12 protein-coding genes and 1 pseudogene are annotated in these 15,440 nt (G+C 38.5%); all 13 read left to right on the plus strand.

The genetic code is table 11. The features are described 5' to 3' along the window. Positions 1-49 precede the first annotated feature (49 nt). The 13 genes and pseudogenes from BMMGA3_RS06235 (at position 50) to BMMGA3_RS06295 (ending at position 15,386) form a co-directional block, all read left to right on the plus strand. Positions 50-1,717, plus strand: a complete 1,668-nt coding sequence (locus tag BMMGA3_RS06235; RefSeq protein WP_003349133.1) for a ribonuclease J — start codon at positions 50-52, stop codon at positions 1,715-1,717. Between the two features lie 192 nt (positions 1,718-1,909). Beyond that, on the plus strand, positions 1,910-2,656 hold the full coding sequence (locus BMMGA3_RS06240) for a ClpP family protease (RefSeq protein WP_003349134.1): 747 nt from the start codon (positions 1,910-1,912) through the stop codon (positions 2,654-2,656). After that, a complete protein-coding gene (locus tag BMMGA3_RS06245) occupies positions 2,653-2,865 on the plus strand; it encodes a YlzJ-like family protein (RefSeq protein WP_003349136.1) in 213 nt (70 codons plus the stop codon). The genes BMMGA3_RS06240 and BMMGA3_RS06245 overlap by 4 nt, the downstream gene beginning before the upstream one ends. Before the next feature lie 172 nt (positions 2,866-3,037). Next, the gene (locus BMMGA3_RS06250) at positions 3,038-5,374 is read left to right on the plus strand and encodes a DNA translocase FtsK (RefSeq protein WP_003349138.1); all 2,337 of its coding nucleotides are present in this window, start codon (positions 3,038-3,040) and stop codon (positions 5,372-5,374) included. A gap of 388 nt (positions 5,375-5,762) precedes the next feature. Next, positions 5,763-6,488, plus strand: a complete 726-nt coding sequence (locus BMMGA3_RS06255) for a GntR family transcriptional regulator (RefSeq protein ID WP_003349140.1) — start codon at positions 5,763-5,765, stop codon at positions 6,486-6,488. A gap of 87 nt (positions 6,489-6,575) precedes the next feature. Continuing rightward, a complete protein-coding gene (locus BMMGA3_RS06260) occupies positions 6,576-7,670 on the plus strand; it encodes a BMP family lipoprotein (protein WP_003349142.1) in 1,095 nt (364 codons plus the stop codon). A gap of 220 nt (positions 7,671-7,890) precedes the next feature. Beyond that, a complete protein-coding gene (locus BMMGA3_RS06265) occupies positions 7,891-9,426 on the plus strand; it encodes an ABC transporter ATP-binding protein (RefSeq protein WP_003349144.1) in 1,536 nt (511 codons plus the stop codon). Further along, entirely contained in the window at positions 9,419-10,465 is a 1,047-nt protein-coding gene (locus BMMGA3_RS06270; RefSeq protein ID WP_003349146.1) for an ABC transporter permease, read from the plus strand. Before BMMGA3_RS06265 ends, BMMGA3_RS06270 begins: the two co-directional genes overlap by 8 nt. After that, entirely contained in the window at positions 10,466-11,425 is a 960-nt protein-coding gene (locus BMMGA3_RS06275) for an ABC transporter permease (protein WP_003349148.1), read from the plus strand. 227 nt (positions 11,426-11,652) lie between these two features. Next, positions 11,653-12,936: an EF-P 5-aminopentanol modification-associated protein YfmF gene (yfmF, locus tag BMMGA3_RS06280; RefSeq protein WP_003349150.1), complete on the plus strand. Its 1,284-nt coding sequence runs from the start codon at positions 11,653-11,655 to the stop codon at positions 12,934-12,936. After that, positions 12,933-14,219, plus strand: a pseudogene (yfmH, locus tag BMMGA3_RS06285) (EF-P 5-aminopentanol modification-associated protein YfmH). Before yfmF ends, yfmH begins: the two are co-directional and overlap by 4 nt. A gap of 92 nt (positions 14,220-14,311) precedes the next feature. Next, complete coding sequence (ymfI, locus tag BMMGA3_RS06290) at positions 14,312-15,034, plus strand: elongation factor P 5-aminopentanone reductase (protein WP_003349156.1); 723 nt, start codon at positions 14,312-14,314, stop codon at positions 15,032-15,034. A gap of 94 nt (positions 15,035-15,128) precedes the next feature. Then, positions 15,129-15,386, plus strand: coding sequence for a DUF3243 domain-containing protein (locus tag BMMGA3_RS06295; RefSeq protein ID WP_003349157.1), 258 nt, complete (start codon positions 15,129-15,131; stop codon positions 15,384-15,386). The last annotated feature ends 54 nt before the right edge of the window (positions 15,387-15,440 follow it).

Raw genomic sequence — 15,440 nt, forward strand, 5'->3', positions numbered from 1 at the left:
TATTTTTAACTGATCTAAGGTCGGCATTAACAACATAGGAGGAAGCGTTGTGAATAGTAGAAAGAACGAAAGTATCAAGCTAATTGCTCTGGGCGGAGTAGGAGAAATAGGGAAGAATATGTATCTGGTCGAAGTGGACGGAGAAATATTTGTTGTGGATGCAGGTTTAATGTTCCCGGAGAACGAAATGCTTGGAATTGATATTGTCATTCCTGATATTTCTTATTTGATTGAAAATAAAGATCGAGTGAAAGCGATTTTCCTTACACACGGCCATGAGGACCATATCGGAGCGATCTATTATGTCATCTCTAAACTGAATGTTCCTGTTTATGGAACAAGATTGACATTGGCACTTGCAAAAGCAAAGCTAAAAGAAAAAGAATTTAAAGGAAATGCTGATTTTCAAGAAATTCACTCAAATTCCAGATTGCAATTTGAATCGGTTGATGTCAGCTTTTTTAAAACAAATCACAGCATTCCAGATTCAGTCGGAATATGTTTTCATACTTCAGAAGGAATGATTGTACATACCGGAGATTTTAAATTTGATCAAGCTGCCGGCAAGTTATATCAACCTGAAATCGGAAAAATGGCAAACATCGGTGATCAAGGAGTTTTATGTTTGCTATCAGACAGCACTGAAGCGGAAAAACCGGGTTATACCACTTCAGAAGCGATTGTTGCAAGAGAAATGTCTGATATTTTTTACAATGCACCTGGAAGAATTATTGCTGCATGTTTCGCATCCGATTTAAATCGAATTCAGCATATTTTTAATGCTGCATTTGAAAACGGCCGAAAAGTAGCTGTATTAGGGAAAAGATTTGAACGAATTTTTGATATAGCTCTTGATTTTGGCTATTTGGAAGTACATGAAGAGCAAATCATTCCAGTTCAAGAAGTCAGTCAATATCCTGATAATGAAATCGTATTGCTGACAACAGGTGATCAAGGCGAGCCGCTTGAAGTACTCCAAAAAATGGCAAAACAGACGCACAAGCAAATTAATATCCAGTCAGGGGATACGGTTATCATTGCTGCGTCTCCATTAAATTGCAGCGAACTGTTTATTTCTAAAACAATTGATATGGTTTATCGGGCAGGGGCCAATGTTGTTTCCAGTAAAAGTATAATTAAGGCATCAAGCCATGGGAGCCAGGAAGAATTAAAATTCATGCTAAACTTGATGAAACCGAGATTTTTTGTTCCGATTCATGGAGAATATCGTATGCTGAAAGCCCACGCAAAAATCGCCATGGAGTGCGGTCTTTCAACCAGTCAAATCCATATTGTTGATAAAGGAGAAGTTCTTGAATACAAAAATGGAAAAATGCAGCTAAATGGCCGCGTTCAGGCAGGAAACGTGTTAATAGATGGCAACGGTGTCGGTGATGTTGGAAACATCGTATTAAGAGATCGCAAGCTTTTATCTCAGGATGGAACACTTATTGTCGTCGTAACATTAAGCAAGAGCGAGAAAAAGATTGCCGCAGGGCCAGAAATCATTTCCCGCGGCTTCGTTTATGTCCGTGAATCAGAGAAATTAATAGAGGAGTCAATTGATTTAGTGAAAGAAATCATTGATAAAAATATATCTAAAGATTCTTTTGATTGGTCAAGTTTAAAACAGGATATGCGGGATTCATTAAATCAATATCTCTTTGAGAAAACAAAAAGACGGCCGATGATTTTGCCAATTATTATGGAAGTATAGTTCTTATAGAAAAATTGATTTAGGCATCGGGTGCGTATCCGGCGCCTTATTTTTATTTTTAACTTATTCGGATTTATCGACCTCTTGCCATGAATTATCGACCATTTCTTGTCAGAGCAGACCTATCCCTTCGCATGAAATAGATAGCCTGGACCATACTAACAATATCATGATGGAAGGGAGAAAAAATGTATGGATAAAGAGACAAAACAAAGTTCTGAATATTATGGTGAAGACCAGCAAAATGAAGAAAAACAATTAGGCATAATCGAAAAAATTCAACAACTTGGCCAGACGAATGTTCCGCAATTATCACAGGATTCAAAGATTCATTGCTTGACAATTGTCGGTCAAATTGAAGGCCATATACAGTTGCCGCCGCAAAATAAAACGACGAAATACGAACATATCATTCCCCAAATTGTTGCCATTGAACAAAACCCAAACATTGAAGGTCTCCTTGTTATTTTAAATACTGTAGGAGGAGACGTTGAAGCAGGGTTAGCGATTTCAGAGATGCTTGCTTCTTTGTCAAAACCGACTGTTTCACTTGTGCTGGGTGGAGGCCATTCTATCGGCGTCCCGATTGCAGTATCTGGAAGTTATTCTTTTATCGCTGAAACGGCAACAATGACGATTCATCCCATTCGTTTAACAGGATTGGTAATTGGGGTTCCCCAGACGTTTGAATACCTGGATAAAATGCAGGAACGAGTGATCAACTTTGTTACAAAACATTCAAATATTTCGGCGGAAACCTTTAAAGACCTCATGTTTGCAAAAGGCAATTTAACTAGAGATATTGGAACGAATGTTGTCGGAACAGATGCAGTCAAATACGGTTTAATTGATGAAGTTGGCGGGATCGGGCAGGCGTTAAAAAAATTGAATGAGCTGATTGATTTAAACAATGGAGGAAAAGAGGCGGTGGTCCAATGATATTATATACAATGATGCCTCATGAACTCATTTTTACATCTGAAGCTCAGGAGTTTGGCAGGCAAAGAACGGTCAATTTCAATGGAATCCCATTGTTAGTTGAATTGGAAGATGACCATTCTTTCAGAATCATTCGTATTTTAAGCAGTGATCCAAAGCATTATTTGGACTCACGTTGTAAACCGGGAGAAAAAATTTCTTATTTTTAATGGATGTTTCTCTCTGAAACCCCGCCAATATGATATAATGAGAGCAAAAGCCAAAGAGCAGCCTAATAGGCTGCTTTCTTTCTTATAGCATCTCTTCATTTCATACATATTTTTGTTTAAACTTGGAGAATTTTGATGATGCTGAAAATAACACATAATGTAAGGTGATGAAATGGCCAAAACAAAGAAACGACATTCACGGAAAAAAGATAACATGAAAAGGACGATTCAATATGAACTGACTGCACTCGTATTAATTACATTGGCAGTCATCTCCATTGCCAGACTCGGTGCAGTAGGGAATGCTTTCGTTCTATTTTTCCGGTTTTTCATGGGAGAATGGTATATGCTTATCCTGATCGGGATTGTTCTTGTATCTGCATACATGATGTGGAAGCGCTCTTTTCCATTTCTCTTTCACCGAAAACTGATCGGTTTATATTTCATCATCGCTTCAATTTTGCTTCTAAGCCATATTACATTGTTTCAATTGTTATCAAACGGGGGCAAATTCAAGGACCCGAGCGTTATCGCGAATACATGGGAATTATTTTGGATGGAAGTTCGGGGGGAGACAAGCACAACTGATCTCGGCGGCGGGATGATCGGTGCAGTTTTGTTCGCGCTTTGCCACTATTTGTTCGATGAAGCAGGAACAAAACTGATCGCAGCTGTTCTTATTATGATCGGATTTGTCCTTTTGACAGGCAAAACATTTGGCGATGCGTTAGGAAAGATTTTTTCATCATTAGGAAAATTCATAAAAAACCAGTGGAGTGCTTTTCTTGAAGATGTAAAAAATTGGCGGACTGAACATACGGAAAGGAAAATGGCAAAGAGACAGCGGCAAGAAGAAAAAATGCGGCGTTCTCAGGAAGAAGAGGAGCAAACTACGATATCAGGGCAGCCTGAAATGGAGATGGAATCAACACTAGAACCGATCATCTCCAGTTTTACGGAAAGAGCATATCAAGAACATGCAGAAGATTCTTCAATAAAACCCGAAAAGGAAAGTACAGTTATGTCAGAACAAGATAGTGAAGACGATACTGCTCCGCCAATGACATTTACTGAGGTTGAAAATATGGATTATGAACTGCCACCTGTCAGTTTATTAAAACTTCCGCAGCATACAGATCAGAGCAGAGAATATAAACTTATCCATCAAAATGCTGCCAAGCTGGAACGAACATTCCAAAGTTTTGGAGTAAAAGCAAGAGTTACACAAGTTCATCTTGGCCCCGCCGTAACGAAATATGAAGTTCATCCTGATGTAGGAGTAAAAGTAAGCAAAATAGTAAGCCTGAGTGATGATCTTGCACTTGCACTTGCAGCAAAGGACATCAGGATCGAAGCGCCGATTCCAGGAAAGTCTGCAATAGGAATAGAAGTTCCAAACTCGGAGGTTGCAATGGTTTCTCTCCGTGAGGTACTTGAATCAAAACAAAATGATAAACCTGAATCAAAACTCTTGATTGGGCTTGGCCGCGATATTACGGGGGAAGCTGTCCTCGCTGAACTTAATAAAATGCCGCATTTGCTTGTTGCAGGGGCAACAGGCAGCGGTAAAAGTGTTTGTATTAACGGAATTATCACTAGCATTTTAATGCGGGCAAAACCGCACGAAGTTAAATTAATGATGATCGACCCTAAGATGGTTGAATTGAATGTATATAACGGGATTCCTCACTTGCTGGCTCCGGTTGTAACCGATGCAAGGAAAGCATCACAAGCATTGAAAAAAGTTGTGAATGAAATGGAGCGGCGCTATGAATTATTTTCGCACACCGGAACGAGAAATATCGAAGGCTATAATGAATACATTAAAAGGCATAATGCCGAGGAAGGAGCAAAACAGCCTCTTTTGCCTTACATTGTTGTCATTGTGGACGAGCTTGCTGATTTGATGATGGTTGCTTCATCAGATGTTGAAGATTCGATTACGCGCCTTGCACAAATGGCTAGGGCTGCGGGAATACACTTAATTATTGCTACTCAAAGGCCTTCCGTAGATGTTATTACAGGTGTCATTAAAGCGAATATTCCATCCCGGATCGCTTTTGCTGTTTCTTCTCAGACTGACTCGAGGACAATTTTAGATATGGGCGGAGCAGAAAAGCTTCTTGGCCGCGGTGACATGCTGTTTCTTCCTGTTGGCGAATCTAAACCGATACGTGTCCAAGGTGCCTTTCTCTCAGATGAAGAAGTGGAAGAGGTAGTGAACTTTGTCATTTCCCAGCAAAAAGCACAATATCAAGAAGAAATGATTCCTGATGATTTACCTGAAAATACTTCAGAAGTGGACGATGAACTTTATAATGAAGCTGTCCAACTGGTAGTAGAAATGCAAACAGCTTCTGTTTCCATGTTGCAGCGAAGATTTCGTATCGGTTATACCCGCGCAGCCAGACTTATTGACGAAATGGAAGCAAGGGGGGTAGTTGGTCCGTATGAAGGAAGCAAACCTCGTGAAGTTCTCATTTCAAAGCCTAAAGAAGAAGCTAACTAGTATGAACGAAATAAGAGGCTGACTTAAAAAAGCAATGGGTCAGCCTCTTTGTAATTGATCTTAAAAAATTATGACGAAATCCTCAAAAATGACATAATATTAAAAGCGCTTACAAAGTATAATAGTATAATGGATATAGACAGGCTCCTTTGTATTTAAATGATTGAAAATCGAATAATATTCATTTATCTTATAGCGATAAATTCCTTTTGTTTTCTGTATGATTATTAATTAAATTTTGAATGTTTTTATATGATCACCTTTTTTCGTCAAAGTGTTGAAACACTATTTATTTATAGACAAAAAAGTGATATAGTAATTTTCGATTAGTAGGAATGATTGAACATCAGAGGTCTGATGTCTTGAGAAAATGGTTGGAGGAGCCTGCATGTCAATTAAGTCAGATAACCGTCATTTGTATTTACAAGTTATCGATCGCTTAAAGCAAGATATTGAAAAGGGGCTTTATAAAGAAAGAGAAAAGCTTCCGTCAGAATTCGATCTTGCAAAACAATTAGGAGTAAGCAGAGCCACGCTTCGAGAGGCATTGCGAATTCTTGAAGAGGAGAATGTGATTATTCGGCGCCATGGCGTCGGCACATTTGTCAATGCAAAACCTCTGTTTACTTCAGGTATCGAACAACTAAACAGTGTAACGAACATGATTGAAATTGCTGGAATGTCTCCAGGTACTATTTTCTTAAGTTCGTCAACCCAAGGCCCGACTGAGGAGGACGTTCGTCGTTTCAATTGTTCATTGGATGAAGAAATTGTCGTGATTGAAAGGGTAAGGACTGCAAACGGGGAACCAGTCGTGTATTGTATCGACAAAGTACCTGAAAAAATTTTGCCAGACAATTTTTCTCTTGAAGAGGAGTCGATCTTCAATTTATTGGAGATGAAAGCAAATCGGAAAATTACGTATGCAGTTGCCCAGATTGAGCCGATAGGCTATCACGAAAAAATTTCTCCCATCCTAGAATGTGATCCCGAAACTGCATTGCTTGTTTTAAAGCAAATGCACTATGATGAAATGGACGAGCCGATCCTTTATTCGGTAAACTATTTCAAAGCTGATAAATTCAGATTCCATGTTTTAAGGAAAAGAGTGTAATTCTTAAAGGTAATACGCAATCAGTGGGCCTTTACTAAACATTTCTACTAAAATAAAATCCACAACTTTTTTTGGGGGGTACAAATGTTGAAAAAGCGTAAATTTGGTTTAGCGCTGTCACTTGTACTTGCTGCAGGAACTATTTTAGGTGCTTGCGGCAAAAGTGAAGGCGGATCAGCCGGTGAAGGTAAAAAAGATGGATTTACAGTTGGTATGGTAACAGATGTCGGAGGAATTGATGACAAATCTTTCAACCAATCTGCTTGGGAAGGTCTTCAAGCATTTGGTAAAGAAAACGGTCTCAAACAAGGAAAAGATGGTTACAACTACCTTCAATCCCAATCAGATGCAGATTACGCTACGAATTTAAATACACTTGCTCGCCAAGGTTTTGATTTAGTATTTGGTATCGGTTTCTTAATGCAAGATGCAGTTAAAGAAATTGCCCAACAGCAAAAAGACAAACATTTTGCAATTGTAGATGGTCAAGTTAAAGAGCCAAACGTTGCAAGCATCTTATTTAAAGAACAAGAAGGAGCTTTCTTGGCAGGTGTTGCAGCAGCGAAAGCGACAAAAACAAACAAAATCGGTTTTATCGGTGGAATGGAAATTCCTGTTATTGAACGATTCCAATCCGGATTTTTGGCTGGTGTGAAAGCAGTAAATCCTAATATTAAAGTTGACGTACAATATGCAGGTGCATTTGATAAAGCAGAGCTTGGTAAAACAATTGCTTCGAAAATGTATTCTTCCGGTTGCGACGTAATCTTCCATGCTGCAGGCGGTACAGGCAACGGTCTATTTACTGAAGCGCGTGACCGTAAGAAGAAAGATCCTTCAAAAGAAATTTGGGCGATTGGTGTTGACTCCGACCAGTCTGCAGAAGGTGTCGTTGATATTAATGGGAAAAAACATAATGTAATCATTACTTCTGCTCTTAAACGAGTTGATAATGCAGTGAAAGACCTTTCTACTAAAGCAAAAGAAGGAAACTTCCCTGGAGGGAAAACCATCACTTACGGCTTGGCTGAAGATGGTGTTGGCTTAGCTCCGATTAATGATGAACTTTCTAACAAAGCTGATGTTGAGGCAGCAGTAAAAGAATGGCAAGAAAAAATTAAGAGCGGCAAAGTGAAAGTTCCTTCTACTTTAGAAGAGCTTAAATCATTTTCCGTAAAATAAAGTGAATAACGAAGGAATAAGCGGGCTGTCGCTTGCCGGCCTCTTATTCCTTTTTTTGTATGAAATTTTCGGACGGAGCAAAATTTTAACTGAAGAACAGAACATTTTCTGCTTTTCAGTTAGGTTTTTTTGGGATGACTCCCATTTTTAAAATTTATCAAACGTCTGACCTCTAACTACTGTTCATGATTTCCTTTCACGTAAATAAGGAGTGAAAAAAATGGAATATGTTATTGAGATGCTCAATATTCGAAAAGAATTTCCGGGGATCGTCGCCAATGATAATATTACTCTTCAATTAAAGAAGGGGGAAATTCACGCTTTGCTCGGGGAAAACGGTGCCGGTAAATCCACGTTAATGAACGTGTTATTCGGATTGTACCAGCCCGAGCAGGGAGAAATCCGTGTTAAAGGAAAACCAGTGAAAATTACCAACCCCAATATTGCAAACGATTTAGGAATCGGAATGGTCCATCAGCATTTTATGCTGGTTGATACATTTACGGTTACTGAAAATATCATTCTTGGTAAAGAAATAACATCCAAAGGGAAGATCGACATCAAGAAAGCAGAACAAGAAGTAAGGAAAATTTCAGAAAGATACGGTCTTGCCGTCGATCCGAGAGCGAAAATTTCCGATATCTCTGTAGGAATGCAGCAAAGGGTTGAAATTTTAAAAACATTATACCGCGGAGCAGAAATTCTTATTTTTGATGAGCCTACAGCCGTATTGACTCCTCAGGAAATTAAGGAACTTATTCAAATTATGAAAACCTTAATTGCAGAAGGCAAGTCAATTATTTTGATTACGCACAAATTAAAAGAAATTATGGAAGTTTGCGACAGAGTAACGGTCATTCGCAAAGGCAAAGGGATCGGAACCCTAAACGTTCGAGATACAAATCCGAATGAGTTGGCAAGCTTAATGGTAGGCCGGGAAGTAGTTTTTAGAACAGAAAAAAAGCCGCCTGCACCAAAGCAAGAAGTGCTGGAAATAAGTAATTTAGTTGTCAAAGATTCAAGAGGTGTTCCTGTTGTCAACGGATTGGATTTGACCGTGCATGCTGGAGAAATTGTTGGGATAGCCGGAGTGGATGGAAATGGTCAAACCGAATTGATTGAAGCCATCACCGGGTTAAGGAAATCAGAAAGCGGTACGATCAAATTAAATGGAAAAGAGATTCAAAACATGACACCGCGGAAAATTACGGAGGCCGGTGTTGGCCATATTCCGGAAGACCGCCATAAACACGGACTGGTTCTTGATTTTCCGATTGGAGAAAATATGGTTCTTCAGACCTATTACAAAAAACCGTTCTCGAAAAATGGAATACTTAATTTCAAAGAAATATATCGGAAAGCAAGAACATTAATACGTGAATACGATGTACGAACACCAAGTGAATATACGCTTGCAAGAGCGCTATCTGGGGGAAATCAGCAAAAGGCGATTATCGGCCGAGAAGTGGACAGGAATCCGGATTTATTAATTGCAGCTCAGCCAACAAGGGGACTAGACGTTGGTGCAATCGAATTTATTCATAAAAGACTAATTGAACAAAGGGATAATGGAAAAGCTGTTTTACTCATTTCCTTTGAGCTGGATGAAATTATGAATGTAAGTGATCGAATTGCTGTTATTTATGAAGGGAAAATTGTAGCAATTGTTGAACCGAAGGAAACGACTGAACAGGAGCTTGGTTTGTTAATGGCCGGTTCGAAACGAAAGGAAGCAGGTGTAGGAACCAATGACTAAGCGCTTAAGTAATCTATTAATTCCGTTAATAGCCGTATTATTAGGAATTCTTTCAGGTACGATTATTATGATTGTAAGCGGTTATGATCCGATCGCCGGATTCTCATCTCTTTGGAATGGGGCCTTTGGTGATCTGTATTATACAGGTGAAGTGATTCGACAAGTTACCCCATATATTTTATCAGGTTTGGCAGTTGCATTTGCCTTTAGAGTCGGATTGTTTAATATCGGTGTTGAGGGGCAATTGATTGTCGGCTGGCTTGCTGCTGTTTGGGTTGGGATTTCTTTTGAACTCCCGAAAGTGATTCATTTGCCACTGGCGATCTTGACTGCTGCTGTTGCCGGTGCGTTATGGGCGTTTATTCCAGGTTTATTAAAAGCAAAGTTCAGGGTTCATGAGGTAATCGTAACAATCATGATGAACTACATCGCACTTCATGCAACAAATTATATTATCAGAACCGTCCTATCTGATAAAAGCGATAAAACGAAAATGATTTATGAGTCTGCGTCATTACGTTCACCATTTTTAGAAAGTATAACGGATTATTCACGCCTTCACTGGGGGATTCTTATCTCACTCGCGTGTGCCGTGATTATGTGGTTTTTATTAGAAAAAACGACCATTGGCTACGAATTAAGATCAGTTGGCTTTAATCACCATGCGTCTCAATACGCAGGCATGAATGTGAATCGAAATATTATTTTATCGATGCTCATTTCAGGTGCTTTTGCCGGATTGGCGGGAGCGATGGAAGGTCTTGGGACATTTGGTTATGCCGCAGTAAAAGGCGGTTTTACAGGTGTTGGTTTTGATGGGATCGCTGTTGCTTTATTAGGAGGTAATACTGCAATCGGGGTCATTTTTGCTGCCATTCTTTTCGGAGCTCTGAAGGTTGGTGCTTTAAACATGCCGCTTGAATCAGGAATTCCAAATGAACTAGTCGATATTATTATTGCATTAATTGTATTTTTTGTTGCCTCGAGTTATATGATTCGCTGGGTCATTGAGAGAATCAATAAAAAGGGGGTGAAGTAAGTGGATTTTATGGAGATTTTGCAAATTATTATTCCTTCTACATTGCTATGGGCTTCTCCACTTATTTTCACCGCACTTGGAGGAATATTCTCCGAACGTTCCGGCGTTGTCAATATTGGTCTGGAAGGTTTAATGGTCATTGGAGCGTTCACTTCGATTGTATTTAACTTAACATTTGCTGATACATTTGGAAACTTAACACCATGGATTGCATTACTAGTTGCCATGCTGGCTGGAGCATTATTTTCGGTTATCCATGCTGTTGCATCCATTACATTCAGGGCTGACCATACAGTTTCTGGGGTTGCCATTAATTTATTAGCAGTAGGTTTGACACTCTTTCTTGTAAAGCTTATTTATGGAAAAGGCCAAACAGACATTATTCAAAAAGGTTTTGACAAAATAGATATTCCAATTTTAAAAGATATCCCGTTTTTTGGACCGATTTTCTCCTCAAATACGTATTCAACATCGTTTGTTGCCATTGGTTTTGCATTGGTCGTTTGGTATGTGATTTACAAAACTCCTTTTGGACTTCGCCTTCGTTCCGTTGGTGAACATCCGATGGCTGCTGATACGATGGGCATCAATGTGACAAAAATGCGTTATATCGGCGTTATTTTGTCAGGTGCCCTTGGAGGGATCGGCGGCGGAGTTTATGCACAGGCGATCACATCTGATTTCAGCCATGCAACCATTAGCGGACAGGGCTTTATGGCACTAGCGGCTATGATCTTTGGCAAGTGGCATCCTCTAGGTGCAATGGGAGCAGCTTTGTTTTTTGGTTTTGCTCAAAGTATCAGTATTATAGGGTCCAATTTGCCGTTTTTGGAAAACATCCCGAGTGTTTATTTGCATATTGCTCCATATGTATTAACAATCCTTGCTTTAACAGGCTTTATCGGACGCGCCGATGCGCCAAAAGCGGTAGGAACACATTATATTAAAGGAAGAAGATAATAAAAGTTCAGGGGCTGACTCTTAGCTTATGAGTCAGCCCCTTGCTTTTACGATTTTTATATACAATAAAAATATTATGTAAACTAAAATAAATACTTGCGATCGATCTCATTCAAAAGTATAGTAAGATGGAATAAGTTTAACTTTAAGGGATAATATAGAAAATAACTGTTCAACATGATACATATGTATAAATAGGGTTCTAATATTATACAGGAGGCCTGCTTATGACAGCTTTATCGGAATCAATAAAAGAAATGAGTGGCTATAAGCTTCATCTTGTAAAAACAGATAAATATAAAACAAACACACTTGTTTGGAAAATGAAAGCTCCGCTTCAAGCAACGGATGTTACGAAAAGAGCAATACTGCCATATGTATTGCAAAGCAGCACGAAAAAATATCCTACTACTGCCAAACTTCGGTCCTATTTAGATGAATTATATGGGGCAACTCTTTTTGTCGATCTTGCGAAAAAAGGCGAGTACCACGTCATCACGTTGTCAATTGAGATCGCTAATGAAAAATTCCTTGGTGATCAAACCCCTTTATTAAAACATGCATTCGAATTACTAGCAGAAATATTGTTAAACCCGAATGCAACAAACCATTCATTTGATGCGGCAACAATTGAAATGGAAAAAAGAACATTGAAACAACGAATTCAATCAGTATACGATGATAAAATGAGGTATTCAAATTTACGCCTCATTCAAGAAATGTGTTCAGGAGAACCGTATGCTTTAAATGTAAACGGTGAATTGGAATCCGTTAATCAGATTAATGCTGAAAATTTATTTGAATACTACCAACAAGCTCTTGCAGAAGATGAATTGGATCTCTATATCATCGGGGATATAGATGAGGATGAGGTTTATAAAACAGCTTCGGATTTAATCAAGTTTCAAGATCGCACTCCGAAAGAAGCAAAGAAAATTTCGGTTCGGACAAAAGATAAAGTAAATGAAGTGATTGAAAAACAAGATGTGAAGCAAGGAAAACTTAACATTGGCTACAGAACGAATGTTGTTTATGGAGATCCTGATTATTATGCTTTGCAACTATTTAATGGAATTTTTGGCGGTTTCTCTCATTCTAAATTGTTTAGAAACGTTCGGGAAAAAGCGAGCCTTGCCTATTATGCAGCAAGCCGGCTTGAAAGCCATAAAGGTTTAATGATGGTTATGTCCGGAATTGATTCGAAAAATTATCAACAGGCCGTCCAAATTATAAATGAACAAATGCTGGCTATGAAGAATGGCGATTTTACTGATGAGGAAATTGATCAGACAAAAGCTGTGATTCGCAATCAGCTGCTTGAAACGATTGATACGTCAAGGGGAATCGTGGAAGTATTATACCATAATGTTGTTTCAAAACAGCCGATTGATTTGCAAACGTGGTTTGAAGGAATGGAACAAGTCACACGTGAAGACATCGTGAAAGTGGCCCAAAAAATTGAAGCGGATACAATTTACTTCTTAACGGGAACGGAAGGTGGAAGCCAATGAAAAAAATAACGTTTGATCAGCTTCAGGAAGAACTTTATTACGAAAAACTTGAAAATGGGCTTGATGTCTATATACTTCCGAAAAAAGGGTTTAATTAAACCTATGCTACTTTTACAACAAAGTATGGGTCTGTCGATAATACTTTTATTCCACTTAATAAAAATGAGTTTATTACGGTACCTGATGGAATTGCTCACTTTCTTGAGCACAAGTTGTTTGAAAAAGAAGATGGCGATGTGTTTCAGCAATTCAGCCGCCAAGGGGCATCTGCAAATGCGTTTACTTCTTTTACGAGAACAGCCTATTTATTTTCCAGTACTTCGGATGTTGAATTAAACCTTGAGACGCTCATCAATTTTGTTCAGGACCCTTATTTTACAGAAAAAACGGTGGAAAAAGAAAAAGGGATCATTGGACAGGAAATAACGATGTATGATGATAATCCTGATTGGCGCCTATATTTTGGTTTGATCGAAAATTTGTATAAAAACCATCCGGTAAAAATTGATATCGCCGGAACAGTTGAATCCATTTCCCATATAACTAAAGATATGCTTTATGAATGCTACTACACATTCTATCATCCGAGCAATATGCTTTTGTTTATTGTCGGGCCGGTTGATCCTAATAAGATTATGAATCAGGTGAAAGAAAACCAAAGCAAAAAAAAATATCATAGCCAGCCGGAAATTAAGCGGCAATTTCCAGATGAACCGAAAGAGACAGCCGAAAAGAAAAAAGTGTTAAAAATGAATGTTCAAACATCAAAATGCCTGTTCGGTATAAAAGCTCTTGACGTCAATCAATCGGGTGAACAAATGCTGAAGAATGAGTTGGCGATTAATGTCATGCTTGATGTACTGTTTGGCAAAAGTTCAAACAATTATAATGAGCTTTATAACGAAGGGCTTATAGATGATACATTTTCATATGATTATACGCAGGAACAAGGATTCGGATTTGCTATGGTCGGGGGAGATACAGACGATCCAGACAAACTAGCGGTGAAATTAGGGAAAATGTTTATCGAAGCAAAGGAAGGAAATATTTTTACAGAAAAAAATCTTGAAAGGGCAAAAAGGAAAAAAATAGGTTCGTTCTTAAGGGCGATTAATTCACCTGAATATATTGCCAACCAATTTACCCGTTATGCATTTAATGATATGAATTTATTTGATGTTGTTCCAACACTTGAGCGCATCACCTTGAATGATGTAAAACAAGTTGCGGAAACATTTATTTCTGAGGATCGTTTTTCTGTTTGCCAAGTTGTCCCGAAATAGGCAAAGTATAAAAGCGCAGGCACGGCGCTTTTTTTCTTTTTCAAATCCCAGTAAAATAAGAGGGTAAAAATGTTATAATCGGAGTGTTATTTATGAAAAAATATGCCCTCATAACTGGAGCGAGCGGCGGAATCGGAAGGGCGATAGCTAAAAAGCTTGCTGAAGAAGGCTATTCGTTATATTTACATTACAACCGCAACAAGCAAACGATTATAAAATTATTGCAAGAACTTGAAGCTTTTCAAGGGGAATACATTCCTATCCAAGCGGATCTGTCTCTTTCAGACGGCTATAAAAAGATTGCTTCAAATATATTTACGATAGATGCTATCATTCATAATAGCGGAATAAGCCAATATGGAATGTTAATCGATCTAGACGAAAAAGCTGCACAAGATTTAATCAATATTCATGTTACTACACCGCTTATGTTGACAAAAGAACTTCTGCCGAAAATGACAGCAAAAAAACATGGGAATATTATTGTTATTTCTTCGATTTGGGGGCAAACAGGCGCATCATGTGAAGTCGCATATTCAACAGTAAAAGGTGCGCAAATCGCCTTTGTAAAGGCTTTAAGTAAAGAAGTTGCCTTAAATGGGATTCGTGTGAATGCCATTGCTCCTGGTGCAATCGAGACAGCTATGCTGAAAGATTTTTCTAATGAAGACTTACAAACAATCAGAGAGGATATACCAATTGGAAGACTTGGCACTCCAATGGATGTTGCAAACAGTGTTTCCTTTTTGCTTTCTGACAAAGCTTCTTATATAACAGGACAAGTTCTGGCTGTAAATGGCGGATGGTATACGTAATCACACAATTATTTTTATCCTTTACTGATCAATGAATATTTTGAACTTCAATCATGCAAAATAACCATGAATAACATACAAGGAGGTTCAAATGATGTCTGTTTTAGATAACTGGCAGCAATGGAAAGATTTTTTAGGTGATCGCTTAAATCAGGCACAAAATGCTGGAATGAATAAAGAAGTAGTAACGGATCTTGCCTACCAAATTGGTGATTATCTTGCAAAGCAAGTTGAGCCGAAAAATGAACAAGAAAAAATTTTGGCGGACCTTTGGTCAGTTGCAAGCCCTGATGAACAGCATGCGATTGCCAGTATGATGGTGAAGCTTGTTCAAAATGACGGAACACACTAATTAACATACCCATCACAAAAAAGAGAGGGGCGCCCTCTCTTTTTTACGTTTCTG

This window comes from Bacillus methanolicus MGA3 (assembly GCF_000724485.1).
GTDB classification, from domain to species: Bacteria; Bacillota; Bacilli; order Bacillales; family Cytobacillaceae; genus Bacillus_Z; species Bacillus_Z methanolicus_A.

Coding starts and splice junctions, on each gene's coding strand:
- BMMGA3_RS06245 (WP_003349136.1), top strand. CDS start 2,653: ATGATATTATATACAATGATGCCTCATGAACTCATTTTTACATCTGAA.
- ymfI (WP_003349156.1), top strand. CDS start 14,312: ATGAAAAAATATGCCCTCATAACTGGAGCGAGCGGCGGAATCGGAAGG.
- BMMGA3_RS06265 (WP_003349144.1), top strand. CDS start 7,891: ATGGAATATGTTATTGAGATGCTCAATATTCGAAAAGAATTTCCGGGG.
- BMMGA3_RS06270 (WP_003349146.1), top strand. CDS start 9,419: ATGACTAAGCGCTTAAGTAATCTATTAATTCCGTTAATAGCCGTATTA.
- BMMGA3_RS06295 (WP_003349157.1), top strand. CDS start 15,129: ATGTCTGTTTTAGATAACTGGCAGCAATGGAAAGATTTTTTAGGTGAT.
- BMMGA3_RS06240 (WP_003349134.1), top strand. CDS start 1,910: ATGGATAAAGAGACAAAACAAAGTTCTGAATATTATGGTGAAGACCAG.
- BMMGA3_RS06250 (WP_003349138.1), top strand. CDS start 3,038: ATGGCCAAAACAAAGAAACGACATTCACGGAAAAAAGATAACATGAAA.
- yfmF (WP_003349150.1), top strand. CDS start 11,653: ATGACAGCTTTATCGGAATCAATAAAAGAAATGAGTGGCTATAAGCTT.
- BMMGA3_RS06255 (WP_003349140.1), top strand. CDS start 5,763: ATGTCAATTAAGTCAGATAACCGTCATTTGTATTTACAAGTTATCGAT.